The following is a 22143-nucleotide window of genomic DNA, read 5'->3' as shown; positions in this document are numbered from 1 at the left end:
GGCTCGGGCGAGCCGCAGCATCCGTTTGATGACTCAGTACCGTCAATCAGTAGAGATCGGAGTCGCTCTTGTGCTTCGCCGTCGCGGCGTCATCATGTGCCGTCTCGGTAACCGTTTCCTTCGCCGACGCAGCTTCATCCTTCACATCGCTGGCCGGAACCAGTGACGCGGCCAGCCAGCCGATACCGAACGCGATGAGTCCGACGGCCATAGGGTTTCCCTTGGCCTTGTTCGCGGCCTGGTGCGGCAGATCACCGATGGTGTGGGTCGCCGAAGACACAGCATCGCCGGTCTGCGTGGCCGCGCCCATGACGCGTTCCGATACTGAACCGAAGGCGGACTTCACTTTGTCAGTCTGGCGCTGAATGATTTTGGACGGTGTCACTTTGTCGGCGAGGGCGTCGACATCGCCGCCGAGTTCCCGCCGGGTGCGCTCAATATCAGACCGGATCTGATCGGGGGTTCGGTCGGTGTCGGTCATCGGTTTTCCTCATTTCGTTTCAGTGTGTCGGGAATTTTCTTAAGGGAATTAACGGTGCGCGGCGCACCCTTGACTGCTTTCAATTCCTTGCGGCCGATCAGGAACAGTAAGAGCCCGATGATCGCCCAGAGGCCGGCCACGAGAAGCCCGGACCAGCCGTTACCGACCAGGTAGTCAAGAGCCCACCAGAGTGCGATCGACAGGAATAGAACAGCCATGATGGCGGCGTAGCCGGCTCCACCCAGCATTCCGGCACCTTTACCGGCCCGGGTGGCCGTTTGGCGAAGCTCGGCCTTGGCCAGTTCGAGTTCCTGACGCATGAGCGTAGAGAGATCACGTGTGACTTCTCCCAGCAGATCTCCCAGCGACGTTTCCGCCGCTTTTTGCTCTGACGGACTATGCAGGTCGGTCATCGTTCCCGAACCGCCAGATCGAGGTCGTCACCGAGGAGACCCGGCTGGCCATCTGGGTCAGTTCGTCGCTGATCGAGCGCAGGCCTTCAGCAACTCTCGCCTGCTGTTCGCTGGCCTGCTCCGTAAGTTGGCTGCGGGCATCCGTGAGCAGGTCCTTCGTCTGTTTCTTGGTCTCGGCGGCGACTTTTCCGACTTCATCCTTCGTGACGTCGGCGACTTCACTGGCTGCGTGCGCGGCGGTGTCGCCCACGTTCGCGGCCTGATCGGCGGCGACGTTCGCGGTGTGCGAAGCGGCGTCCTTCGCGGGTGAAGACGTATCCGCACCGGATAGGGCTAGTCCTTGAAGACGTCCTTGACGTCTTCACCAACCTTCCTAGCGCTCGCGGCAGTCTGGTCGGCACGGCCTTGGGCGACCTTGGCGTCGTCGTTGGTGGCCTTGCCGACGGCCTCGGTGGCCTTGCCCTTGAGGTCCTACGCGGCGTTCTTGATCTTGTCGGCTGCACTCATGGTGTTCTCTCTTTCGTGTGGTGTTTCCGGGGAACGTTCGGTGCGGGGTGCGCCGAACGCGAGTTGGGGGATCGCCGATCAGCGGATGCGGGTGCTGCGACTGGTGCGCACCCGAAAGCCGCCGCTGATCTGCAGCAGTGCCGGGATGCGCAGCCCGAGCAGCTCGTCGAGGGCGATAAGGGACTGTTCGACGATGCGCACGACGTCGGTCGGGGACGTGCCGCGGCGACAGGTCACCGAGACCTTGAGCACTGCCTCTCCCACCACCTGGTAGGTGGAGACGCGCGTTGACAGAAATTCGGGGTGCTCACCGAGCGCTTGTTGCAGTGACTGCTCGGCGACGGCGGAATCGACCTGGGTGGTGCCCCAATCGGTCGTCTGATCGCTGACCAACCGGCCGGAGTGGCCGCCGCCCTGCCGCAGTATGAAACGAAGCAGCAGGCCCACGACCGCCAGCAGCAGAGCGAGGGCGACGATCCAGAGCCAGCTGTGCGTGCTTGTACCCAGCGGCGTGGCCTGGAGCCAGCCGGCGACGTTCGCACGGGTGGCGTCGGAAATGGCGCGCCAGGCATCCTGCACAGCGGTCTGGGACGCGAGCAGACCGAGCAGGCTGGCCACGGCGAGCAGCAGCAGGCCGGTCAGGAGTAGAAGGCTGCGGTTGAGCGCTCGATTGGTGTTGTTCACGCTCCGACCTTTCCGCCGACGGCCACCACGACCCGCGTCTGTAACGCCGGGCGCAACTGCAGCCCGTCGAGCTGATCGCGCACGGCCGTGAGCACCGTGTCGCGGTGCACGGCCTGGCCCGAGGCAGGCACCAGGTGCACCGTGGCGAGGCGGCGCGAGATACTCACACGGGTGTTGTCCGGATCGATCCCGCCCGTGCGAGCGGCGCGCCCCGCGAGAGCGGATGCGATGACCTCGTCATCGACGATGGTCACCGCGCGCTCGGAAACCATCACGTGCCGGGCCCTGCGTCCGGGCGAGAGCGCCAGGACCAGCAGGACGAGGCCGACGAGCGCGCAGCCGACGGCCGTTCCGATGAGCAGTGACACGGGTGCGCTCGACGCGGACGCCACGCCGTCGGCCAGATCGGCCGGCGCCGTCAGCAGCGCTGGCTGATCTGTCAGCCGCAGCACGATCTCCGTGCCTAGCCAGGCGCACAGCAGGATGACCACGATCGCCGCTGAGATGGCTGCGGCAGCCCGCGGCGAGTGCAGTTCGCGACGACGGATGCGCCCGTAGGTAGCCGATGTCGACGCACTCATCGCACGCGCCGTTCGCGAGCGACATCCGTCCCGGTCACACGCACGGTAACCCGACCGATGTCGGCACCGGTGAGCTCGCCGACGCGGCGTCGAATGTCGGTCTGCGATTGCGCGGATCGAGCCAGGATGGTTCCCCCGGTACGAGTGATGAGGGCCGCTTCGCTCGTGACACGCTGCAGGGAAACCACGCGGATTGAGGTGCTGACCGTGAGCGCGAGCATCCCATGGTCGTCGCCGAGTTCGACGCCGACCTGATTGGGCGTCACGCCGAGCGACTCCGCAGTAACCATGGACACGATCTGCCGCAACGCCCGCGGCACGATGCGGGTTCGACCACGGCTTGTGGCCGCCGGCAGTGCGGAATTCGCTGGTTCCATGGGAGTGTCACTGGGGATACCTTCGCCGAGAAACCAGCCCGGGGAGTCTGTCGTCACGCTCACGACGATGAGCGCTTTCCCTGAAAGGCTCCGATCAGTGAGCTCACGTCGAGACGGCCGTCAACCACGCGGCCAAGGAGCGCGCCGACCAGTATCGCCAGGCCCACGAACAGAAATACCCAAAAGCCCAGAATCACCCAGGTTAGCGCGAGAACCGCACCGACCAGCATTCCTGTTCGGGTTGCGCTAGTCACCGCAGTGCGGCTTTGCTCGGCTCAGCGTCGGCGGCGTCGTCGCTGGGCAGGTTAATATCGACGATCGTCACGTTGACCTCGGTAACTTCGAGTCCGACCAGGTCTTCAATGGCCCGAATGACACTCGAGCGAATGTCGTTGGCCACCTGCTGCAGCTGCACGGGGTACTCGGCGACGATCGTCACGTCTACGGCGACCTGCGTTTCGCCCACCTCCACCGAGATGCCCTGGCTCACGTCGGTGTTGTTCATCGCCTCACGAATTGCGCCGAGGGCTCGGGCCGCACCGCCACCCAGGGCGTGCACGCCGGTGACCTCGCGCGCGGCGATTCCAGCGACCTTGGCCACGACTCCATCATTGATCACGGTCTTTCCCGTGCCGGTGAGCGGCTCGCCGGCTAGAGCTGTGCCGGTCGGCGCACTGCTGCGGGGAGACTTGCTGGCGGAGGCGTTGCCGTTGGTGTCGATGAGGTCCATGATGTTGCTCCTTCATGTCGGGCCGTCGGATCAGACCGAAAGCGGATTATTACCTGTAGGACGAAACTTGTGACATATTCGTCACGCGAAGATGAGAAATATTTAGCCTCAGAGGAGGGACAATGCCCGGCTCTCTGCGTGAGCAGGTCGCGTCGCCGCTCGCATCAGCGTCGGATCAGATGCTTGCCGACCGAGCCGCCGACGGCGACCTGCGGGCCTTCGAGGTGCTGGTACGGCGGTACGGCCCGCTCATGCGGGTCTATGCGACGCGGGTGCTCGGCTCCAACGACGAGACCGATGACGTGGTGCAGGAGGCGTTCATCACGGCCTGGCAGCAGCTCGGCACGCTCGAGGACGGCAGCGCGGTGAAGAGCTGGCTGATGCGCATCGTTAGCCGCAAGAGCATCGATCGGGTGCGCGCGCGCCGTCAGCACGTCAACATCGACGACGCGGATGTCCCGGCGCCCGACGAGCACGCCCCGCACGTTCTCGCCGAGACCGAATCGCAGACCGAGGCTCTCGCCCGAGTGCTGGCCACCCTCCCCGAAGACCAGCGCCGCTGCTGGACTCTGCGGGAACTCGCCGAGTACAGCTACGGTGATATCGCGGCCGAGTTGGGCCTGCCGCTCTCGACCGTGCGCGGATTGCTGGCCCGTGCCCGAAAAACCCTGCTTCGCGAGATGGAGGAATGGCGATGACCGAACTGACGCCGGCAAACAGGCGCTTCCTCGCATTCGACCTCGGTGATACCGAGCGGGAACAGGCCGGGCTCAACGGCCAGACCATCGAGCAGCTCAGCGACTACTTGGATCGCGACCGAACGCCAGCCGACCCGAGTATCGACGATTCGCCGGAGTGTGAGATTGCCCTGCGTGGTCTCGAACGCTTGCGCCGGGCCCAACGGCTACTGCTCAATCTAGACCTCGAACGTGAATCGCGGCGGGACGACAGCTGGGTGTCGGCCATTCTCGACAACATCACCCTGGAAGCTCACGCCGGCCGGGATATTCCGCTGACCCATCCTGTCCCGACCGCGCGGCTGGTCGTGACGGAAGGCGCCGTGCGCGGCATTCTGCGAGAGTCCGGCGACCGTATGCAGAACGTGTTCGTAGGCCGGTGTGTGCTGGTCGGCGACGTCAACGTACCCGGCACGCCGATCGTCATCGAGGTCGATGTGACCGTATTCCCGGGGGAGAAAATTCCGCTGCTCGCCGATCAACTGCGCCATGCGATGTACGCCGCGCTCGGCAAATACACGGAACTTGTCGTGACGGCCATCGACATCACGGTGAGTGACCTGCAGCCCCTGCCCGATGCATCCGCTCAAGAAAAGGAGCACTGATGACCACGGTTATTCCGTTCACCGACCAGCTTGACGCGCTGGTACGCCAGGTTCCGGGGGTCGACGCGCTGTACCCGGCTCGGTCGATCGTGGCCACAGTACTCACCACCGCCCTCGATGCGGTGGCACACCACGCGCCCGCCGCGCCGCTGGTGTACACGGTTGCGCAGTCCGATGGCGTGCGGGTCACGGCGAAGATCGGCATTGGGGCCGCCGAGTCCTCGGCTGATGTCAGTGGGCGGGTACACGACGCCATCGCCGAGCACCTGCGGCAGGTGGGCAACCCGACGGTCGCGCAGATCGCCGTAATCGTGGCCCGGATCGGTTGAGCGTCTAGCCGATCGGGGTCAGCCGTGCTAGCTTGCCCCGATGAAGCAGAGAGAGATGTTCCTTCAAGCGGATGCCGCGCTGCGCTCCGTCGTAGACCAGATCACTCCCGCGCAGCTCGACCTGCCGGCACCGGCCGAGTGGTCACGCAAGTCGAATCCGACGCTGCGCGACATTCTCGCCTTGCACTCCGAGGACGAAGCCTGGCTGCCCGCGGTGCTGGAAGGCCGCACGATCGAGGAGGTCGGCGACACCTATAAGGGCGACCTGCTCGGTGACGATCCGATCGGCAATTACGACCGCCTCAACGAATCGGCGACGAAAGTAGCCAACGGCGACCTCGACCCCGACAAGGTCGTACACCTGAGCTACGGCGACTATTCTCTCGGCGAAGCTCTGCAGCACACCGCCCTCTACCGGGCCTTCCAGGCCTGGAGCATCGCCAAGCACATCGGTCTCGACTACTCGCTGCCCGACGTGCTGGTCGAAAACCTCTGGGAGCAGATCGCGCCCGACATCGAAATGTGGCGGGGTTTCGGCGTTTTTCCGCCCGAGGTGGCGGTGCCGGAGGGCGCGAATCGCGAGGTGCAGTTGCTCGGCAAGGTCGGCTACTGGCGCGCCTGAACTACTCTGGCGCGACTCCGTTGTAGAAGTGCTCGAACACCATGCTCGTTCTGGTGGAGGCGACTGCGGGGTTGGCGGAGAGGTTCTCCAGCACGAAATCGCGCACATCGTCGGTGTCCCGTGCCGACAGGTGAATGATAAAGTCCTCGGAGCCGCCGAGGAAAAACAGCTGCACCACGCGGGGCATCACCCGAATCGAATCGCGAAACGCGGGAATGTGGGTGCGGGCGCCCGCGCGAATGCTTACACTGATGAGCGCCTGCAGGCCGAGACCGATCGACTTCGGGTCGACCATGGCCGTGAAGCCGGTGACGATTCCGCGGCTGACCAGGGAACGCACCCGGGACACACAGGTGGACTCGGCGATGCCGGCGGCGCTGGCGAGCCGGCTGTTGGTGGTGCGGGAATCGGCCTGCAGTGCCGCGACCAGAATGCGGTCGATTTCGTCGAGGGTCTCGGTGACCCGAATCCTCTTCGTTTCTGCCATTGCACATCTCCAACTAGCCGCATATTTCGTGGAATATTCTTGAAGTCTGGCAGATTCTACGGATTTTACCTAGCGGGAACGAATCAATAGCAGTCTTACCTCTATCAAAGCCGAGTCGTTCGGCAGAAGTAACCGAGACGGAGCACTTATGTTGGTCGGCATTCCCACTGAGATCAAGAACAACGAGAACCGCGTTGCGATCACCCCGGCCGGCGTTAACGAGCTCACCCGTCGCGGCCACGACGTCATCATCGAGAAGGGCGCCGGACTGGGCTCGGGCATCACCGATGATGCTTTTCGCCTCGCCGGGGCATCCATTGTCGACACCGCCGCCGAAGTGTGGGCCGCGGCCGAACTGCTCCTGAAGGTCAAGGAGCCCATTGCCAGCGAATACCCGCTGATGCGTCAGGGCCAGGTGCTGTTCACCTATCTGCACCTCGCGGCATCCGCTGAGTGCACCGACGCGCTGATCAAGTCGGGCACGACCGCGATCGCGTACGAGACCGTGCAGTTGCCCGACCGCAGCCTGCCGCTGCTCTCGCCGATGAGCGAGGTCGCCGGCCGCCTGTCCGTGCAGGTCGGCGCGTACCACCTGCTGAGCGCCAACGGCGGCAGCGGAATCCTGCTCGGCGGTGTTCCCGGAACCCCCAAGGCCAAGGTCGTCGTGATCGGCGGCGGTGTCGCGGGCGAGCACGCCGCGGCCAACGCCCTCGGCATGGGCGCCGACGTGACCATCATCGACCTGTCGCTGGCCCGCCTGCGCCAACTCGAGGCCCGCTTCAATGGCGAGATCCAGACGCGCGCGTCGACCCAGTATGAGATCGCCGAGCAGGTGCGCGAGGCCGACCTCGTGATCGGGTCCGTGCTCATTCCGGGCGCGCAGGCACCCAAGCTCGTCACCGACGCCATGGTCGCGTCGATGAAGCCGGGCTCCGTGCTCGTGGACATCGCGATCGACCAGGGTGGCTGCTTCGAGGGCTCGCACGCTACGACCCACGACAACCCCACCTTTGCCGTGCACGACAGCGTCTACTACTGCGTCGCCAATATGCCCGGTGCCGTGCCAGCCACGTCGACCCGCGCGCTGACCAACGCGACCCTGCCCTACGTCGTCGCCCTGGCCCAGAAGGGCTGGAAGAAGGCCATCGCCGAAGACGCTGCCCTGGCCAAGGGCCTCAACGTGCACAACGGACGCATCACCAACGCGCACGTCGCCTCGGCCTTCCACGCCGAGCTGCTGACCGTCGCCGACGCTATCGCCTGACCCGCGTCGTCTGACCCGCGTCACCCGGGCCGGCATCCATCAGCGGATGCCGGCCCGTATCGTCCATGCGTCCTGAGGGCCTATTCAGGAAATTAGCCCGAACGTGTCAGGAGGTTGCGGCCATCACTCGGTGCAGCGCGTCGCGCAGGGTCGCCAGGTCGTCGAGGGGAATATTGAGCGCCTCGACGACCCGCGGCGGAATCGATTCGGCCACCGAACGCAGGTCGACACCACGCTCGGTCAGAGTGATATCGAGCGTGCGTTCGTCGGCCACGCGACGCTGGCGGCGCACGTAGCCCGACGCTTCCAGGCGTTTGAGCAGCGGGGAGAGGGTGGCTGGCTCAAGGCACAGCGTCTGGCCGAGGCCCTTGAGCGTGCGCGGGCTCTGGTCCCAGAGGGCGAGCATCACCAGATATTGCGGATGTGTGAGACCCAGCGGCTCCAGTATGGGACGATACAGCGCAATGACGTTGCGCGAGGCGATCGCGAGCGCGAAGCAGACCTGGTTGTCGAGAGCGAGGGGGTTCTCAAGCGTTGACGATGTCATGGGGGCGTTCCGTTCCGGCTGGTTGTTCTTCCTGCATTTAGTTAGTACACTAACAGTTATGACACACGGTAAGGATTCCCACCCGCGCATCAAGGGACCTGGCGGACTCACGGCTTGGCTCAACGGTCGGCTGTTTCCCATTCTCGGGCCGCCGCCGGTCGGTCCGAGCGGGTCCGATCTGCTGCCGGCAGCGCCCGCGCTCGTGCGCGGCTGCCCGGTCTGCGCCCAGCCGATGGACCAGCACGACATCGACCGCACCGGTGAGCGCACGCAGCTGCACTGCCCGGTCGCCCTGCACTAGCCCCGCCGTACGGAGCCTCCCTCGGCAGTTTGCCCACTAGGCTGGGCCGCAATCACGGGAGGCCAATGACGGCAGATCAGGCTGCGCTCGACCTTGCCATTACCGAGCTGACCGACGGAAGCCAGCGGTGGGCGGTGACCACCCTCGAGGCGCGCGACGAACTGCTGGAGCACACCGGGGCATCCGTTGCGGCGGAGGCCGAGCCCTGGGTGGCTGCGGCCGCCCGGGCCAAGGGCCTCGAGCCCTCGTCGCCGCTCATCGGCGAGGAATGGCTGACCGGACCCTACGGCGTGCTCACCTCCCTGACTGCGCTGGGCCGCACGCTCCGCACGCTCGCCACCGGGCGGAGCCCCCTCGCCAGCCGCACGTTCGGGCGGGCGCCCGACGGCCGGGTCACCGTTGCCGTGCTTCCGCACAACGCGTGGGACGGCCTGCTGCTGCACGGCTTCACGGCCAGGGCGTGGCTTCGACCGGGCGTCTCGGCGGCGCAGGCCCGTGCCCAGGCCGGGCTGGGCCAGCTCACACCGACAGCGCGCAATGGCGTCGGCCTCGTGCTCGGCGCCGGCAATATCTCCTCGATCGCACCCCTCGACGTGCTCTACGAGCTGATCGCGCGCAATCGGGTCTCGATTCTCAAACTCAATCCCACCTTCGACGGTCTGCTGCCCGTCTATCGCGCGGCGCTTGCCCCGCTCATCGACGCGGGACTGCTGCGCATCGTCACCGGCGGCGCCGACGTGGGCGCCTACCTCGCCCGTCACCCCGGCATCAGCCATGTGCACATCACCGGCAGCGCGGCCACACACGATGCGATTGTGTTCGGCGGCTCAAGAACTCCCAGCCTGGGTAAACCGATCAGCAGTGAGCTCGGCGGAGTCTCGCCGATAATCGTGCTGCCCGGCCGCTGGAGCGCACCGTCGTGCGTGGGCCGTTTCGGCCGTTTCCACGCTCGGTGGTGCATGGTGAGTGGGCTCTGCTGCCGAAGCCGCCGTGGTTCGTGTCGGCTCGCAGTGGCACTTTGACCGCCCGCCTGCTGACCGAATTCGCCGCGCGCCCGTCGGTGCGCAGGCTGCCCGGCATTCTCGCTGCCGCGTTTCGAGCCTGAGTGGGTGCAATAGATTGGCAGCACAACCAACAATGCGAGGTTCACGATGACTGGCTGGCGATTGCGCGATTTTCACTCCGACGACCTGGACGGCATTCTGCGCCTGTGGGAAGAACTCAAGGCCTCCGACACGGAGCCGGTCTACGGTCTCTCCGAGGTACTCGCCTCCTGCGAGAAGGACCACGCCGTCGTGGCGGTGCACGGCGATGAGGTCGTCGGTGCCGCCGTCGGCCGGGCCGCCCATGCCCAGGGCTGGATCGTTTTTCTTGCCACCGCCGAGAAATGGCAGAGCCAGGGCATCGGCACGGCCATGCTCGCCGCGCTGGAAGCCCGGATGGCCCCGCACGGCATGACCAAACTCTCGGCGCTCATGCCCGAATCCGAGACCAAGGTGGATGCCTTTCTCAACCGCGGATTCGAAGTGAAGAAGAACCTGCGTTACTTCGAACGGCACATTCCGGTGCAGCGCGAGGAGCTCAAGCTGCTCGCCGAGCTTGGCGGCCGGGTGTTGCCGCGGGACCTCTGGCAGAAGGTCGGCGGCATGGCGCACGAGAAGGAACTGCTCGAGCGCCGGTTGGTCATGCCGCTGGCCAAGCCCGAACTCGCCGAGCAATACGGGGTCTCACCGCCCAAAGCCGTCGTGTTGTTCGGCCCTCCCGGCACCGGAAAGACCACCTTCGCCAAGGCGATCGCCTCCCGCCTGGAGTGGTCGTTCATCGAAGTCTTCCCGTCGCGACTCGCTGCCGACCCGCAGGGGCTCGCGGGAGCACTGCGCGAAACGTTTCTGAAGATCTCCGAGCTCGAACACGCGGTCGTGTTCATCGACGAGGTCGAAGAGATCGCCGCCCAGCGCTCCGGCGAACCGCCGTCGGCCATGCAGGGCGTCACCAACGAGCTGCTCAAGATCATTCCGGCCTTCCGCGAACAGCCCGGTCGCCTGTTGGTCTGTGCGACCAACTTCATTCGCGCGCTCGACTCCGCCTTCCTCCGGCATGGCCGCTTCGACTATGTCGTGCCGATCGGCCTGCCGGATGTCGCCGCTCGCCAGGCCATCTGGGAGCGGTACATTCCTCAAAGCGTGTCCGGCGAGGTCGACCTCGCCGTTCTGGTCGAGAAAAGCGACGGGTTCTCGCCCGCCGACGTCGAGTACGCCGCCCATAGGGCTTCGCAGCACGCGCTCGAGAACGCGCTCTATCGTTCCGGCGACGGGCCCGTCATCAACGGCCCGAGCACCGACGACTATGCCCTGGCGATCTCCGAAACCCGCCGCACCGTGTCCGACGATGTTGCCGCCGAGTTCCTCGAGGACATCGAGCGCCTAGCCCGGCTGTAGCCGGGCGTGCCCGGGCCCACCTCACGAACGCGGGCCCAGTTTTCAGGCTGGAACCGCGTCACCGTAACGGTGAGCCCGAATGGTCAGCGCGCCTTGCGGTGGTAGACCAGCGCGGCCACGAGCGACTGCCAGATGGCGAAGAACTCGACGGCGAGTGACAACAGGCCAAGCGGTTCCAGCCAGTTTCCAATGTCGCCCGTCGCCATCGGCATGCCGACCGTGCGATTGATGACAAAGCCGACGATGACGGCCGCGGACAGCGCAGCGGCGGCGAGGAAGTCGATTCTCGATCCCACGATGAGAACCCGTTCGATCAACACGGCTGCGGCAATGATGATTCCGATGTACGCGAAGGCGAGGTAGGGAGTTTCGGCGAATTTGCTCGGAAGGTCGAGAATGTGAATCGCCCCGATGACGGCGAGCGACAGCGCAACGGTGATCCGGCGCGTGAGCAGGTGCTGGTCGATCAGACGCGCGGTCGTGCTGTCGGGATGAGCTGCAGCGGGCAGCATCCGTTCGTCAGTGGATCGCGTGGCGGTCGTAGTCATAAATACCTCTCCATGGGGTGTCTCCCCGCATGAACACTGACAGGCGTGTGGCCTGCCCGGGCGATTCATCGGCAGTGCATAGGACACTCCGTGGTCGCTGCCAGAAAGAGGCCTCCTTCCTGAGATCTTCACAGGAACAGCGGGTGGCGCGGCCGCAAAACAATGCATCGCCGAACCTCTTATGGGGAAGTGGGTTCGAGATTCGCCCGGGGACGGGGCCTGGGCCCCGACCAAGATTGGGCGGGCGGTTGTCGATGTCGGAGGGGATTACTAGCATGGCATCGAACCTGATTGCACCCCCGATACGGCAAGGATTCCACGTGATCATTGAGGCCCAGGGCCTGACCAAGACCTACCAATCCAAGAGTGGTCCGGTGCACGCGCTCGCCGGGCTCGACCTGCAGGTGCCGCGTGGCACGGTCAAGGCCCTCCTCGGTCCCAACGGTGCCGGAAAAACCACCGTCGTGAAGATGCTCACGACACTGATTCGACCGGATGCCGGCACCGCCGTCATCGACGGAATCGACGTCGTGCGCCACCCCAAATCGGTGCGCCGCATCATCGGGGTCTCCGGCCAGTATGCCGCCGTCGACGAGAACCTCACCGGATTCGAGAACCTGGAGATGGTCGGTCGGCTGTACCACCTCGGCGGGGCGGCTGCCCGCAAACGGGCGCAGGAGCTCATCGACCTGTTCGAGCTCACTGCCGCCGGTAACCGGCCGGTCAAGGGGTTCTCCGGAGGCATGCGTCGTCGCATTGACCTCGCCGGAGCGCTTGTCATCAATCCCAAAGTGCTCTTTCTCGATGAACCGACCACCGGGCTCGACCCCCGCAGTCGGATCGCCCTGTGGGATGTCATCAAGCGTCTCGTCGCCGACGGAACGACGGTGCTGCTGACCACGCAATACCTCGAAGAGGCCGACCAGCTCGCCGATGACATCGTCGTCATCGACGACGGCCGAGTGATCGCCGAGGGCACTTCGGATCAGCTCAAAGCGCAAATTGGCGGACACCGTGTGGTCGTCGCCCTCGTCGATGCCGCCGATGGCGCGGTTGCCCGGGAAATTCTCGCCCGGTACGGTTCGGGCGAACCGACGATCTCCACCGACGGACGCGGAGTCGAAGTAGCCGTCACCAACGGGCCCACCGCGCTGCAAAGCATGCTCGCCGACCTGCGCGGCGCTGAGGTCGACCTGCACGATGCGGGTATGCGCCGCCCCACGCTCGACGACGTGTTCCTCAGACTCACCGGCCACAAAGCCGATCTCGCGGCGTCGGACGACGATGATTCCAGCGGGCCGAGGCTCTCTAAGCGGGCGCAGGCCAAGCGAGCCCAACAGCGCGAATCGGATGCCACCGAAGATCTGGAGAAAGTGAAATGAGCCCCCGGCACTCCACGGACCCGGTTACAGCCACCGGCCTGGCGAGCGGAGAATCCCGTGTCGCGACCCTGCCCCCGCTGCCCACCTGGAACCCGTTGTCGTTGTGGTGCTCCGACGGCTGGACCGTCACCAAGCGCAACCTGATCAAGATCAAACGCTCACCCGACATGCTCGTCTTCGCCGTGATCCAACCGATCATGTTCGTGCTGCTGTTCAGCCAGGTCTACGGCGGGGCGATCGCGGTGCAGGGCAGTGACTACACACAGTTCCTCATGGCCGGTATCTTCGCGCAGACCGTTGTCTTCGGGGCGACGTTCTCGGGTGCCGCTATGGCGCTAGACCTGAAAGAGGGAATCATCGACCGTTTTCGGAGCCTGCCGATGAACGCATCCGCCGTGCTGATCGGACGCACCAACGGTGACCTCGTGCTCAACACGATTTCGATGGTGATCATGATGGCCACCGGCCTCGCGGTCGGCTGGCGGGTCAACACCTCCCCGCCGGAGTTTCTGGCCGGGGTCGGCCTGCTGCTGCTGTTCGGCTACGCCTTCAGCTGGGTGATGGCGCTGCTCGGCATGAGCGTGAAGAGCCCAGAGGTCATCAACAACGCGTCATTTCTCATCCTGTTTCCGCTGACCTTCGTCTCGAACGCGTTCGTGCCGAGCGACACCCTGCCCACCCCTCTGCGCCTCTTCGCCGAGTGGAACCCGGTGTCCTCACTCGTGCAGGCGGTGCGCCAGCTCTTCGGCAACCTCGGAACCGCGCCCGTGCCTGATATCTGGACCATGCAGAACCCGATTCTCACCGTTCTTATCGGCATCACCGTGATGTTGCTCGTGTTCGTGCCACTATGCATTCGCAAGTTCGCGTCGATCAGCTCCCGCTGACCGACCTTTCATCGACAAAGGAGTCACCTCATGACCGAACACGCCGTCGGTATCGTCGCCGGATTCAGTGGTTTCGCGGTCTCCGACCTCGACGCCGCGCACACCTTCTATGCCGAAACCCTCGGCCTCGAAGTCTCCGTCGGGGAGATGGGCATGCTGCGCATAGCTCTGCCAGGCGGAGCCACCGTCATCGTCTACCCCAAGCCGGACTTCGTGCCGGCGACCTATACGATCCTGAATTTCGCGGTGACCGATCTTGATGCCACGGTCGACGAACTCACCGAACGCGGCGTAGATTTTCTGCGCTACGACGGCTTTGTGCAGAATGACAAGGGAATTGCCGCCGGCGGCGGACAAGGGCCGGACATCGCCTGGTTCACCGACCCGTCCGGCAACATTCTGTCGGTGCTGAAAAACCCCTAGTTCTTCTAGTGCCCGCGGGCCTTGCCCTTGTTGGGATTCTTGGTCGGGCGGGTGCGGCCGGGTGAGCTCTCGGTTCTTTTGCGCACGGCCGGCTTGGCCTTGGCTGCCGCAACTCGGATGGCTTTGGCCGCGGCCTTGGCTTTGTCTGTCTTCTTGGGTTTGCGCGGCGGTTTTCCCGGGCGGCCATCGCTATGCACCGGTGCCTCTTCGGTGTCAGTGGATGCCGCGGCGGCGGCACCGGCATCCGTTCGCGAGCTCTGCCTGGAGCGCCCGCGCACGATGCCGATGAACTCTTCGATGTCGTCGCTGGTCTCGCGGGTGATCCAGGCCAGGGCGATCTGGGTGTCGGCGACCCCCGTCACCGGGCGGGAGACCACGTCTTTGCGACCGTACAGTCGGGCGATCGAGTGCGGAACGATGATGATGCCGACGCCGGCGGCAACCTGCTCCATCGTCTCGTCGAGATCACGCATGGGCGGCAGGGCGCGGCGGGTGCCGTCCCGAATCTCGTCGGCGATATCGCGCCATTCAGGCACGTCGTCCGGGTTCTGAAGCAGGTGTTCACCCGCCAGGTCGGCCAGGAGCACGGTCTCGGCCTGCAGGGTTTCGTGGTCCTTCGACGCGACAACGACCGGAATCTCGTTGTACAGGTTGATGACGCTGAGATTGGTGTCGTCGATCGGAAGGCGTACCAGACTGACGTCGGCCCGGCCGTCGTGCAGCACCGCGATCTGCTCCGCGGGCTCCGTGCGAAACGCGGAGAGGGGAACGTCGGGGCGGCGGTCATTCCAGATGCGGGTCCATTTGGTGGGGGTGACACCGGCGACGAAGGCGATGGAAAAGCTCACCGGCATCCTTTCTCGTAGTAGTTGAGGGCAGCAGAGGTCGATTTGCCCAAACGAGGGCCCTCTCAGGCTATACGCTTGAACAATGAGTTCCGAGAAGAAGCCCCAGACAATGAAGCCCGCCACGGCGGCCCAGAAACTCGGGATTCTGCCGGGCGCGGCACCGGCCGAGTTCCAGACCGAATTCGTCAGCCGCACCGAGCTGGCCGACCTCATGGCTAACCCGCCGGAATGGCTCACCCTGCTGCGCGCCAACGGCCCGCACCCACGCCAGGTCGTCGCCGCCAAGCTCGGCGTCTCGATCTCCGGCTTGGCCCGCAGTGACATCATCGACCCACTGACCACCGCTGAGATCGCCGCCCTGCTGCAGCAGCCGCCGGCCTGGCTCGTGTTGGAACGTTCCACCCAGGCCGGCGTGCGCGCCGACCAGATCGCCGTGAAAGACCGCGACGCCCAGCGCGCCGCTAAGAAGGCGCACGTCGAGCGTCAGGCTTCGCAGGAGCAGGCCAAGCGCGACCGCTCCTGACCCGCTGAAAGCGGATGCCGGTGACCGGCATCCGCTTTTCGTGTGTTTAGGCGGTCGGCTCGGCCGCGACTGAGGCGTACTGGGTGCGCAGAAAATTCACCACGTCGCCGAGTTCGGCCTGCGAGATCGAGTGGGGAAGTCCCTCGTAGATGCGCTCGGTGAGGGTGCTGTGGTCGGGCAACCAGGCCTGGGTGCGTTCGATCGCGCTGGGCGGAATCACGCCGTCGGCGGTACCGCGCCCCCAGAACACCGGAAGCGGCTGTTCGGCCAGCTCGGCGTCGCTGATTTGCGGGCCGGTCGCGATGAATCCAGAGAGGTTCACCGCGAAACTGAACCGGTCGGGCGCGGCACGCAGTAGTTCGAGCGCCATCGCTCCGCCCTGCGAGAATCCGAGCAGGCCGATCGATGGCGGTTGTTGCGGCAGGGCGTCGAGCCAGTCAAGCACGGCGTTGACCGCGGCGGTGACGGTGGCCGGGTCTGGGCTGCCCGGTTCGCTGATCGGAAACCAGGCCCAGCCGTCGGTGACCGGGAGCGGCGCCGGCAGCGGCGCGCGCAGGGCGGCAATCACCGGTTCGAGCGGCAGGTGCGGGGCCAGCGAGAACAGGTCGCCCTCGTGCGAGCCGTAGCCGTGCATGATGATCAACAACGGGCGGTCAGCCTGGTCGGCGCTGGTCGCCGACCAGAGTACGGCCGAGTTGTCGATGGGGGTGCTGGTGGTCATGGGTCCTCCCGGGTTCGCGGCGCCGTGTCCTCCCATACTTCCATTGCCGCGCCGGTTCTCCACATCGCGTAACGGCTCGAGTGCACGGCCGAGGCCGGCGTAGGACAGAATGGCACTATGAGCGTGCGAACCCCTGACCCAGACCCGGACTGGACGCCGAAGCCCCCCGCGGGAGCCCCGAATACGAATCCGGGCTGGCTGAAAGACGTCGAACTCGCCGAGATTCGCCGCCGGCTCCCAATTCTCTACATCGAGGCCGTGCCCGTGCGGGTCGATGGCCTCGGTCAGGTCGTCGAGGTCGGCGTTTTATTACGCGCTCGTCCTACCGGCGAGATGACGCGCACCCTGGTCTCCGGCCGCGTGCTCTACGGCGAGACCCTACGCGACGCGCTGTTCCGCCACCTCGAAAAAGACCTCGGTCCGATGGCCTTTCCGCAGCTGCCGGCCAGCCCTGTGCCGTTCACGGTCGCCGAATACTTTCCGATGCCGGGCATCACCGCCTACACGGATGACCGCCAGCACGCCGTCTCGCTGGCCTACGTCGTTCCCGTAACCGGCACCTGCGACCCCCGCCAGGACGCGCTCGAAATCACCTGGATGACGCCGGCCGAGGCCGCCTCGCCGGGGGTCTCCGCCGAGATGGAAGGCGGTCGCGGCACCCTGCTGCGCGCGGCCCTGGCCTCCGTGGGTCAGCTGTACTGACCCGCTGAGCGGATGCCGCGCGCGGCATCCGCTTGGTTACTGCTCCAGCGCCGATCCGAGGCCGAGCGTGTTGAGGAACAGGCGTACGTAGCGGTCGACGTCGACGTCGAGGGCTACCTCGGCGGCCTCCCACGCGGGCGCCAGCCCGTGCACGATGTCTTCTCCCGGGTGGATGCGCTTGTCGACCAGCGTCTGTCCGCGCCCGTAGCCGGCGAGCTGCACCCGCAGCGGCAACATCTCGATGGTGAGGGCGCAGGGATCGACGAGGGCACAGAGGGCTCCGGCGTCACCAATGAGGCCCGTGTATTCGGCGTTGCGGCCCGACCCGAGCGCGATCCGGTTGCCGAGTAGTCGACCGACGACCTGGGCGAGGTTGGAGTCGCTCTGCACGAGGGCACCGGCGACATACTCCGGGATCGACACCTGGTTGAACACGTCGAGACCGTACATGAACGTGGGCACGCCGGAGTCGAGCACGATGGCCGCGGCTTCCGGGTCGTGCCAGACGTTGAATTCGGCGACGGCGGTGGCGTTGCCGACCGTGGTGGATCCGCCCATGAACACGATGCGCTCGATGTTGTTCACGACGTCGGGGTACTGCCGCAACAGCAGTGCAAGGTTGGTCTGCGGCGCCAGCCCAACCAGGGTGACCGGGTGCGGGCTGGCCTGGATCAGTCTGTGCATGAGCTCGATCGAACTGATCGTCTCCGGCTGGCGGTCGGTCGGCGGAAGCTGCAGCGTGCCGAGGCCGCTTTCGCCGTGGACATGCGCGGCCGATCGGGCTGGTTCGAGCAAGGGGCGGCGGGCTCCGGCCGCGACCGGAATGTATGGGGCCTCCGCTACGTCGAGAATACGCAGGGTGTTTTCGACGACGCGCTCGAGGGAGGCGTTGCCGGCCACGCAGCTGATGCCGAGCACGTTGATGCCCGGGTGCGCGAGGGCAAACAGAATGGCCAGGGCGTCGTCGACCCCGGTATCAACATCGAGGATGACAGGGATCGCCTCGGGGGCTGCGGAAGGACTCATCCGCTCACCCTATTGCTTTGAATATGCCCAAAACCCCCGTTGGGGGCTTTTGGGCTGCATTCGAGCGCTGTACGGCGAACTTTGCACTTGTGAGCGGGACCTAGCGAACCAGACGCACCTCGTGCAGCTTTTCGCCGAGCACCTCCTCATTACGCTCGAGGCCGTCCGCGACGTAGCCGTTGCGGGCGTAGAAGGCGTGCGCCCGGGGGTTGTCGGCGGCGACCCACAGCGACGAGGCACCGGGGTCGACCACGGAATCGAACAGTTGCTGGCCGACACCCGAGCCGTGGTTCGCCTCCAGCAGGTACATGAAAAATAACTCGTGCGGGGTGGGACGGTCACCGTCGCGCGTCGGTCCGCTGCCGGCGAATCCGACGATCTCGCCATCGACAAGGACGACTTTTTGACGGTATTCCGCGCCCTGAGTTGTGAAACGGCGCCAGAGGGCCGCGAGGCGCTGGGGCCGCAGCTGTGATAGGGCGGCCTGGCTGAGCAGGTGATCGTACGTTTCATGCCAGCAGGCGGCGTGTACGCGGCCCAGGCTTTCGGCATCCGCTTCTTCAACGGGTCGAACGACAACTGTGGTGTTCATGATTCGACACTAACCGTGTTTGCGGGTGCCCCGTGACGCGGGGCACCCAAAACGGGCCGGCCTCCGAGGAGACCGACCCGTTTTAGTAGGCGGATGCTGCGGCGGTTTAGCCCTGCGAGCGGCGGGGAGCAGAACGGCCGGCTCCACCCGAGCCGGGTCCGCGAACGAGTCCGCCGACCTGGAGGCTGCCGACGCGGGCTCCGCCGGAGCGGCCGGCGGCCGAACCGGAGCGGGGCGCGCTGGTGGCAGCGCCGGCCGGACGACCGGTGCGCTCACGACGAGCTCCACCGGCGGGAGCCGAGTCGCGGCTGCGGCCGCCGTCGTTGCGGTCAGTGCGAGCGCCGTCGCGGCCTCCGCCGGAGCGGCTGGCGCCGGCATCGCGACCGCCTTCTGAACGGCCACCCTGCGAGCGACCGCCTTCTGAGCGACCGCCCTGTGAACGGCCACCCTGCGAGCGACCGCCCTGTGAACGGCCACCCTGCGACTGGCGCTGTTGCTGCGGCGCTTCGACTCGGGGCGCCGGCTTGACGTAGGCGGCGACATCGCCGACGAGGGCGTCGACGGCGGGGGAGGCGGCATCGACGCGCTGCGGGGTCACCTTGATGGCGGCCTTGCGCAGAAGCGCGTCAGTGTCGCGCTTTTGCTCCGGCAGTACGACGGTGACGACGTCACCGGCGCTGCCGGCCCGGGCGGTACGGCCCGAACGGTGCAGGTACGCCTTGTGCTCGGCCGGCGGGTCAACGTGAATCACGAGTTCGATGTCGTCGACGTGCACGCCGCGAGCGGCGACATCCGTGGCGACGAGAACCTTGACCGTGCCGGCACTGAAGGCGGCGAGGTTACGGTCACGAGCAACCTGCGAGAGGTTTCCGTGCAGGTCGACGGAGGGGATGCCAGCGTCGGTGAGGCTCTTGGCGAGCTTCTTGGCCTGGTGCTTGGTGCGCATGAAGAGGATGCGACGGCCGGAGCCGCTCGCGAGCTTCTGCACGAGCTCCTTCTTCGCGTCAACGCCGGAGACCTCGAACACGTGGTGGGTCATGGCCGAGACGTGGCTGTTGGCCTCGTCGACCGAGTGCATCACCGGGTCGTGCAGAAAGCGCTTGACGATCTTGTCCACGCCGTTGTCCAACGTGGCGGAGAACAGCATGCGCTGGCCGTTGCCGGGGGTCTTGTCGAGGATGCGGGTGACGACCGGAAGAAAGCCGAGGTCGGCCATGTGGTCGGCCTCGTCGAGCACGGTGATCTCGACGGAATCGAGGTTCACGAAACCCTGCTTCATGAGGTCTTCGAGGCGGCCGGGGCAGGCGACGACGATGTCGACGCCGGCCTTGAGCGCGGTGACCTGACGGCCCTGCGAGACGCCGCCGAAGATGGTGGTGGTGTTGAGGCCGTAGGCCTCGGCGAGCGGGGTGATGGCGTTGGTGATCTGCGTGGCGAGCTCGCGAGTCGGCGCGAGAATCAGGCCGAGCGGGCGACCGGGGCGACGCTTGCCGCCGGCGAGGTTGCCACCGAGGCGAGAGACCATCGGGATAGAGAAGGCCAGGGTCTTGCCCGAGCCGGTCTTGCCGCGGCCGAGTACGTCGCGGCCGTTCAAAGTGTCAGGAAGGGTGTCGACCTGAATGGGGAAAGCGGTGTCGATTCCCTGTGAAGAGAGAACCTTGACCAGGGGAGCCGGCACGCCGAGCGTACTGAAAGTTGTAGATAAAGCTGTAGACAAAGTGGTGCCTTTCGGGGCATCAGTCTCCTCGCCCGTTTGTTTACCGCGCAGCGATAATCGAACCAGGAGGATTCACATGGCGAAGGTGCCGAAGGGCACATCCGTTCGCCGTAAGAATGTTTCATTCGAAAAATCAGGTCAGCCTGGTGGGCCGCCGGATAGAGAAGAGGGCGTTCTACGACGCAGCGAGCACAACTACGCACTCGCAAGTACTCTCACTCTAGCGGATGCTGTCAAATCGGCTCCGTGCCCACCCGTTTTTACCCTCGTATCCGGGGTGCTGGACCGAACTGCGGAGCTTTTCGGAAAATTCGGACAATATCGCACCCGGAGGCGCGCGAATCGGTGAATTCTCCGCAGTTATGAGCGGGCACCCGGATAGCTAGGAGTGGTCGCCGTGGTAGAGCTCGCCGACGGGCACCGGGGTGTCGATGATGTTGCCGACCTGCGGCAACGGGCAGGCCCACATCGGGTCGTACGCGCAGGAGGGATTGTAGGCGAAGTTGAAATCGAGAATGAGGGTGTCGTCGCCAACACCCGGGCCGAGATCAGCGCCCTTCATGGTGTCGAGCAGGTAGCGCCCGCCGCCGTAGGTTCCGTCGTTTTTGCCGGCCAGGGCGTCTTTCAGCGGCAGGAAAAGTCCGCCGCCGTAGCTGGCGAGCCGCCACACGTCGAGCGAGCCGAGGTACGGCAGCCGCACGGTTCCGACCAGATCGAACGGCACGGTGCCGTCGGTTCCGGTCTCCACCTGCATGCGATACGGCTGCTCGGCGCGGTGAACCTCGACCTCGAACCGCCAGTCCGGGTCGTAGGCGGCAATCGGAAGCCCGGTGAATGCCGAGCGGTCATCCGGCAGTAGCGGCGACGACGGATGCCCGGCGAACAGTTCGTCGCGCCCGGAACGCCACAGATCATGCCCGCTCTTCGGGCTGCTCGCGCTCAGTTGCCGCACCCCGGCATACAGTCCGGTCACGCGACGGCGCCAGTCGGCGATCTGCAAGGCTCCGAGGGAAGAACTCATACGGGCTACGCTACCGCCGCCGGGCGCGGCGCACAGCAGGCATCCGCTAGTCGCGGGCGGTTTCGGCGGTGCCGGTGGAGTCCGCTGACTGCGCCGGCGGCACGAAGTTCGGGTCGTCGATGCCGACGTCGTGCTGCCAGGTGGGGGCGAGGCGCTTGAGCCGCAGCAGGCGCCACTGCCAGAACGCCCAGAAGGTGGGCCAGAGCGCGAGCGTGGCAGGCCGCCCGCGAAAGATGAGCTGGTCGCGGTAGAGCGTTTTTCCGGTGCCGGCCGGGTCGGGCGCGATGGCCATGCGGTGGTCCCACAGCGTGACCGCGCTGAGCGCACCGGATACCCCGCGGCCGGTGTCGCGCAGAATGCGCACTCCGTCGGGTCGGTGCGTGGAGTCAGCGAGTCGAATGACCTGGGTGCCCATCGGCACGAGGCCGAGCGCGGTGAACACGGCGGGGTGTTCGCCGGGCTCCCAGCGGGTGGGAAAACCGTCGGCTTCGAGGGACTCGACCGCCATGAACGGGCTGCTCACCTCCCGAAACACGGCGGGACTGTGAATGGCGTGCCAGGCGGCATCCGGTGTGCAGTCGAGGATCTCTTTCAGCAGTACGCGCATGGTTCTAGTTTGGTCTGACGACGGCATGCAGTACAACTAGACA

Annotated in this window: 31 protein-coding genes and 1 pseudogene; 13 read left to right on the top strand and 19 right to left on the bottom strand. The window is 65.7% G+C overall.

The genetic code is table 11. The annotated features are described in order from the left end of the window. Positions 1-46: 46 nt before the first annotated feature. The 9 genes and pseudogenes from CXY78_RS02635 to CXY78_RS02600 form a co-directional block, all read right to left on the bottom strand. Complete coding sequence (locus tag CXY78_RS02635) at positions 47-481, bottom strand: DUF3618 domain-containing protein (protein WP_104087911.1); 435 nt, start codon at positions 479-481, stop codon at positions 47-49. After that, positions 478-894: a phage holin family protein gene (locus CXY78_RS02630; protein WP_104087909.1), complete on the bottom strand. Its 417-nt coding sequence runs from the start codon at positions 892-894 to the stop codon at positions 478-480. The genes CXY78_RS02635 and CXY78_RS02630 overlap by 4 nt, the downstream gene beginning before the upstream one ends. Further along, entirely contained in the window at positions 878-1144 is a 267-nt protein-coding gene (locus tag CXY78_RS02625) for a hypothetical protein (RefSeq protein ID WP_104087908.1), read from the bottom strand. Before CXY78_RS02625 ends, CXY78_RS02630 begins: the two co-directional genes overlap by 17 nt. 83 nt (positions 1145-1227) lie before the next feature. After that, positions 1228-1401: pseudogene (locus tag CXY78_RS02620) on the bottom strand (CsbD family protein). Positions 1402-1479: 78 nt separating this feature from the next. Then, positions 1480-2085 carry a hypothetical protein gene (locus CXY78_RS02615; protein WP_104087906.1) on the bottom strand — a complete coding sequence of 202 codons (606 nt, stop codon included), beginning with the start codon at positions 2083-2085 and terminating at the stop codon, positions 1480-1482. Continuing rightward, on the bottom strand, positions 2082-2666 hold the full coding sequence (locus CXY78_RS02610; RefSeq protein WP_104087905.1) for a DUF6286 domain-containing protein: 585 nt from the start codon (positions 2664-2666) through the stop codon (positions 2082-2084). The genes CXY78_RS02615 and CXY78_RS02610 overlap by 4 nt, the downstream gene beginning before the upstream one ends. Then, positions 2663-3100 (bottom strand): hypothetical protein, encoded by a 438-nt coding sequence (locus tag CXY78_RS02605; RefSeq protein WP_158253248.1) that lies wholly within the window; start codon positions 3098-3100, stop codon positions 2663-2665. The genes CXY78_RS02610 and CXY78_RS02605 overlap by 4 nt, the downstream gene beginning before the upstream one ends. 2 nt (positions 3101-3102) lie before the next feature. Then, positions 3103-3297 carry a DUF2273 domain-containing protein gene (locus CXY78_RS20630; RefSeq protein WP_134505367.1) on the bottom strand — a complete coding sequence of 65 codons (195 nt, stop codon included), beginning with the start codon at positions 3295-3297 and terminating at the stop codon, positions 3103-3105. Further along, complete coding sequence (locus CXY78_RS02600) at positions 3294-3773, bottom strand: Asp23/Gls24 family envelope stress response protein (RefSeq protein ID WP_092341694.1); 480 nt, start codon at positions 3771-3773, stop codon at positions 3294-3296. Before CXY78_RS02600 ends, CXY78_RS20630 begins: the two co-directional genes overlap by 4 nt. A 122-nt stretch (positions 3774-3895) precedes the next feature. Here CXY78_RS02600 and CXY78_RS02595 point away from each other — a divergent pair, with 122 nt between their 5' ends. The 4 genes from CXY78_RS02595 to CXY78_RS02580 are packed head-to-tail and all read left to right on the top strand — an operon-like array spanning position 3896 to position 6066. Then, a complete protein-coding gene (locus CXY78_RS02595) occupies positions 3896-4471 on the top strand; it encodes an RNA polymerase sigma factor (RefSeq protein ID WP_092341693.1) in 576 nt (191 codons plus the stop codon). Further along, the gene (locus CXY78_RS02590; protein WP_140425635.1) at positions 4468-5115 is read left to right on the top strand and encodes an Asp23/Gls24 family envelope stress response protein; all 648 of its coding nucleotides are present in this window, start codon (positions 4468-4470) and stop codon (positions 5113-5115) included. Before CXY78_RS02595 ends, CXY78_RS02590 begins: the two co-directional genes overlap by 4 nt. After that, a complete protein-coding gene (locus tag CXY78_RS02585) occupies positions 5115-5444 on the top strand; it encodes a hypothetical protein (protein WP_092341691.1) in 330 nt (109 codons plus the stop codon). Before CXY78_RS02590 ends, CXY78_RS02585 begins: the two co-directional genes overlap by 1 nt. 40 nt (positions 5445-5484) lie before the next feature. Further along, complete coding sequence (locus CXY78_RS02580) at positions 5485-6066, top strand: hypothetical protein (protein ID WP_104087900.1); 582 nt, start codon at positions 5485-5487, stop codon at positions 6064-6066. Between the two features lies 1 nt (position 6067). Here CXY78_RS02580 and CXY78_RS02575 read toward each other — a convergent pair whose 3' ends face one another. Continuing rightward, positions 6068-6553: an Lrp/AsnC family transcriptional regulator gene (locus CXY78_RS02575; protein ID WP_092341689.1), complete on the bottom strand. Its 486-nt coding sequence runs from the start codon at positions 6551-6553 to the stop codon at positions 6068-6070. Positions 6554-6701: 148 nt separating this feature from the next. Here CXY78_RS02575 and ald point away from each other — a divergent pair, with 148 nt between their 5' ends. Further along, positions 6702-7817 (top strand): alanine dehydrogenase, encoded by a 1116-nt coding sequence (ald, locus tag CXY78_RS02570; protein ID WP_104087899.1) that lies wholly within the window; start codon positions 6702-6704, stop codon positions 7815-7817. A gap of 106 nt (positions 7818-7923) precedes the next feature. On the opposite strand, the gene CXY78_RS02565 is transcribed toward ald, so the two are convergent. Continuing rightward, positions 7924-8364 carry a MarR family winged helix-turn-helix transcriptional regulator gene (locus CXY78_RS02565; protein ID WP_092341687.1) on the bottom strand — a complete coding sequence of 147 codons (441 nt, stop codon included), beginning with the start codon at positions 8362-8364 and terminating at the stop codon, positions 7924-7926. Positions 8365-8422: 58 nt separating this feature from the next. Here CXY78_RS02565 and CXY78_RS02560 point away from each other — a divergent pair, with 58 nt between their 5' ends. The 3 genes from CXY78_RS02560 (at position 8423) to CXY78_RS02550 (ending at position 11103) form a co-directional block, all read left to right on the top strand. Continuing rightward, entirely contained in the window at positions 8423-8665 is a 243-nt protein-coding gene (locus CXY78_RS02560; protein ID WP_092341686.1) for a hypothetical protein, read from the top strand. Positions 8666-8730: 65 nt separating this feature from the next. After that, the gene (locus CXY78_RS02555; RefSeq protein ID WP_199181840.1) at positions 8731-9687 is read left to right on the top strand and encodes an aldehyde dehydrogenase family protein; all 957 of its coding nucleotides are present in this window, start codon (positions 8731-8733) and stop codon (positions 9685-9687) included. Positions 9688-9816: 129 nt separating this feature from the next. Then, positions 9817-11103, top strand: coding sequence for an ATP-binding protein (locus CXY78_RS02550; protein ID WP_092341685.1), 1287 nt, complete (start codon positions 9817-9819; stop codon positions 11101-11103). A gap of 83 nt (positions 11104-11186) precedes the next feature. Here the strand turns inward: CXY78_RS02550 and CXY78_RS02545 are convergent, their stop codons facing one another. After that, entirely contained in the window at positions 11187-11651 is a 465-nt protein-coding gene (locus CXY78_RS02545) for a hypothetical protein (RefSeq protein WP_104087897.1), read from the bottom strand. Positions 11652-11926: 275 nt separating this feature from the next. Here CXY78_RS02545 and CXY78_RS02540 point away from each other — a divergent pair, with 275 nt between their 5' ends. The 3 genes from CXY78_RS02540 to CXY78_RS02530 are packed head-to-tail and all read left to right on the top strand — an operon-like array spanning position 11927 to position 14343. After that, on the top strand, positions 11927-13033 hold the full coding sequence (locus tag CXY78_RS02540) for an ATP-binding cassette domain-containing protein (RefSeq protein ID WP_104087896.1): 1107 nt from the start codon (positions 11927-11929) through the stop codon (positions 13031-13033). After that, the gene (locus CXY78_RS02535; protein WP_104087894.1) at positions 13030-13920 is read left to right on the top strand and encodes an ABC transporter permease; all 891 of its coding nucleotides are present in this window, start codon (positions 13030-13032) and stop codon (positions 13918-13920) included. Before CXY78_RS02540 ends, CXY78_RS02535 begins: the two co-directional genes overlap by 4 nt. Before the next feature lie 30 nt (positions 13921-13950). Further along, positions 13951-14343: a VOC family protein gene (locus CXY78_RS02530; protein WP_104087893.1), complete on the top strand. Its 393-nt coding sequence runs from the start codon at positions 13951-13953 to the stop codon at positions 14341-14343. 5 nt (positions 14344-14348) lie between these two features. On the opposite strand, the gene CXY78_RS02525 is transcribed toward CXY78_RS02530, so the two are convergent. Further along, positions 14349-15197 (bottom strand): LysR family substrate-binding domain-containing protein, encoded by an 849-nt coding sequence (locus CXY78_RS02525; RefSeq protein ID WP_104087891.1) that lies wholly within the window; start codon positions 15195-15197, stop codon positions 14349-14351. A gap of 76 nt (positions 15198-15273) precedes the next feature. Between CXY78_RS02525 and CXY78_RS02520 the strand changes: the two genes are divergently transcribed. Further along, a complete protein-coding gene (locus tag CXY78_RS02520) occupies positions 15274-15714 on the top strand; it encodes a DUF5997 family protein (protein WP_092341680.1) in 441 nt (146 codons plus the stop codon). Between the two features lie 46 nt (positions 15715-15760). On the opposite strand, the gene CXY78_RS02515 is transcribed toward CXY78_RS02520, so the two are convergent. Further along, a complete protein-coding gene (locus tag CXY78_RS02515; RefSeq protein WP_104087890.1) occupies positions 15761-16435 on the bottom strand; it encodes an alpha/beta hydrolase in 675 nt (224 codons plus the stop codon). Between the two features lie 117 nt (positions 16436-16552). On the opposite strand from CXY78_RS02515, the gene CXY78_RS02510 reads away from it, so the two are divergent. Continuing rightward, positions 16553-17137 carry an NUDIX hydrolase family protein gene (locus CXY78_RS02510; protein WP_092341678.1) on the top strand — a complete coding sequence of 195 codons (585 nt, stop codon included), beginning with the start codon at positions 16553-16555 and terminating at the stop codon, positions 17135-17137. 36 nt (positions 17138-17173) lie between these two features. On the opposite strand, the gene CXY78_RS02505 is transcribed toward CXY78_RS02510, so the two are convergent. The 5 genes from CXY78_RS02505 to CXY78_RS02485 all read right to left on the bottom strand — a co-directional run bounded on the left by CXY78_RS02505 (position 17174) and on the right by CXY78_RS02485 (position 22100). Continuing rightward, positions 17174-18163: a nucleoside hydrolase gene (locus CXY78_RS02505; protein WP_104087889.1), complete on the bottom strand. Its 990-nt coding sequence runs from the start codon at positions 18161-18163 to the stop codon at positions 17174-17176. A 100-nt stretch (positions 18164-18263) separates the two neighbouring features. Next, positions 18264-18755 (bottom strand): GNAT family N-acetyltransferase, encoded by a 492-nt coding sequence (locus CXY78_RS02500; RefSeq protein ID WP_092341676.1) that lies wholly within the window; start codon positions 18753-18755, stop codon positions 18264-18266. A gap of 106 nt (positions 18756-18861) precedes the next feature. Continuing rightward, positions 18862-20472: a DEAD/DEAH box helicase gene (locus CXY78_RS02495; RefSeq protein ID WP_104087887.1), complete on the bottom strand. Its 1611-nt coding sequence runs from the start codon at positions 20470-20472 to the stop codon at positions 18862-18864. A gap of 382 nt (positions 20473-20854) precedes the next feature. After that, positions 20855-21493, bottom strand: a complete 639-nt coding sequence (locus CXY78_RS02490; protein ID WP_092341674.1) for a DUF1684 domain-containing protein — start codon at positions 21491-21493, stop codon at positions 20855-20857. A 46-nt stretch (positions 21494-21539) separates the two neighbouring features. Next, the gene (locus CXY78_RS02485; RefSeq protein ID WP_199182567.1) at positions 21540-22100 is read right to left on the bottom strand and encodes a hypothetical protein; all 561 of its coding nucleotides are present in this window, start codon (positions 22098-22100) and stop codon (positions 21540-21542) included. Positions 22101-22143 lie beyond the last annotated feature (43 nt).

Origin of the sequence: Cryobacterium sp. N19, from assembly GCF_002929595.1 — a bacterium.
Classification (GTDB): Bacteria; Actinomycetota; Actinomycetes; order Actinomycetales; family Microbacteriaceae; genus Cryobacterium; species Cryobacterium flavum.
Note: the sequence above shows the minus strand (reverse complement) of the source record. Positions and strands in the feature narration are given on the sequence as shown.

Bases quoted from the DNA above. Each gene is read 5' to 3' on its own strand.
- CXY78_RS02635 (WP_104087911.1), bottom strand. From the start codon at position 481: ATGACCGACACCGACCGAACCCCCGATCAGATCCGGTCTGATATTGAG.
- CXY78_RS02630 (WP_104087909.1), bottom strand. From the start codon at position 894: ATGACCGACCTGCATAGTCCGTCAGAGCAAAAAGCGGCGGAAACGTCG.
- CXY78_RS02610 (WP_104087905.1), bottom strand. From the start codon at position 2,666: ATGAGTGCGTCGACATCGGCTACCTACGGGCGCATCCGTCGTCGCGAA.
- CXY78_RS02600 (WP_092341694.1), bottom strand. From the start codon at position 3,773: ATGGACCTCATCGACACCAACGGCAACGCCTCCGCCAGCAAGTCTCCC.
- CXY78_RS02595 (WP_092341693.1), top strand. From the start codon at position 3,896: ATGCCCGGCTCTCTGCGTGAGCAGGTCGCGTCGCCGCTCGCATCAGCG.
- CXY78_RS02590 (WP_140425635.1), top strand. From the start codon at position 4,468: ATGACCGAACTGACGCCGGCAAACAGGCGCTTCCTCGCATTCGACCTC.
- CXY78_RS02585 (WP_092341691.1), top strand. From the start codon at position 5,115: ATGACCACGGTTATTCCGTTCACCGACCAGCTTGACGCGCTGGTACGC.
- CXY78_RS02580 (WP_104087900.1), top strand. From the start codon at position 5,485: ATGAAGCAGAGAGAGATGTTCCTTCAAGCGGATGCCGCGCTGCGCTCC.
- CXY78_RS02575 (WP_092341689.1), bottom strand. From the start codon at position 6,553: ATGGCAGAAACGAAGAGGATTCGGGTCACCGAGACCCTCGACGAAATC.
- ald (WP_104087899.1), top strand. From the start codon at position 6,702: ATGTTGGTCGGCATTCCCACTGAGATCAAGAACAACGAGAACCGCGTT.
- CXY78_RS02565 (WP_092341687.1), bottom strand. From the start codon at position 8,364: ATGACATCGTCAACGCTTGAGAACCCCCTCGCTCTCGACAACCAGGTC.
- CXY78_RS02560 (WP_092341686.1), top strand. From the start codon at position 8,423: ATGACACACGGTAAGGATTCCCACCCGCGCATCAAGGGACCTGGCGGA.
- CXY78_RS02555 (WP_199181840.1), top strand. From the start codon at position 8,731: ATGACGGCAGATCAGGCTGCGCTCGACCTTGCCATTACCGAGCTGACC.
- CXY78_RS02550 (WP_092341685.1), top strand. From the start codon at position 9,817: ATGACTGGCTGGCGATTGCGCGATTTTCACTCCGACGACCTGGACGGC.
- CXY78_RS02545 (WP_104087897.1), bottom strand. From the start codon at position 11,651: ATGACTACGACCGCCACGCGATCCACTGACGAACGGATGCTGCCCGCT.
- CXY78_RS02540 (WP_104087896.1), top strand. From the start codon at position 11,927: ATGGCATCGAACCTGATTGCACCCCCGATACGGCAAGGATTCCACGTG.
- CXY78_RS02535 (WP_104087894.1), top strand. From the start codon at position 13,030: ATGAGCCCCCGGCACTCCACGGACCCGGTTACAGCCACCGGCCTGGCG.
- CXY78_RS02530 (WP_104087893.1), top strand. From the start codon at position 13,951: ATGACCGAACACGCCGTCGGTATCGTCGCCGGATTCAGTGGTTTCGCG.
- CXY78_RS02525 (WP_104087891.1), bottom strand. From the start codon at position 15,197: ATGCCGGTGAGCTTTTCCATCGCCTTCGTCGCCGGTGTCACCCCCACC.
- CXY78_RS02520 (WP_092341680.1), top strand. From the start codon at position 15,274: ATGAGTTCCGAGAAGAAGCCCCAGACAATGAAGCCCGCCACGGCGGCC.
- CXY78_RS02515 (WP_104087890.1), bottom strand. From the start codon at position 16,435: ATGACCACCAGCACCCCCATCGACAACTCGGCCGTACTCTGGTCGGCG.
- CXY78_RS02510 (WP_092341678.1), top strand. From the start codon at position 16,553: ATGAGCGTGCGAACCCCTGACCCAGACCCGGACTGGACGCCGAAGCCC.
- CXY78_RS02505 (WP_104087889.1), bottom strand. From the start codon at position 18,163: ATGAGTCCTTCCGCAGCCCCCGAGGCGATCCCTGTCATCCTCGATGTT.
- CXY78_RS02500 (WP_092341676.1), bottom strand. From the start codon at position 18,755: ATGAACACCACAGTTGTCGTTCGACCCGTTGAAGAAGCGGATGCCGAA.
- CXY78_RS02490 (WP_092341674.1), bottom strand. From the start codon at position 21,493: ATGAGTTCTTCCCTCGGAGCCTTGCAGATCGCCGACTGGCGCCGTCGC.
- CXY78_RS02485 (WP_199182567.1), bottom strand. From the start codon at position 22,100: ATGCGCGTACTGCTGAAAGAGATCCTCGACTGCACACCGGATGCCGCC.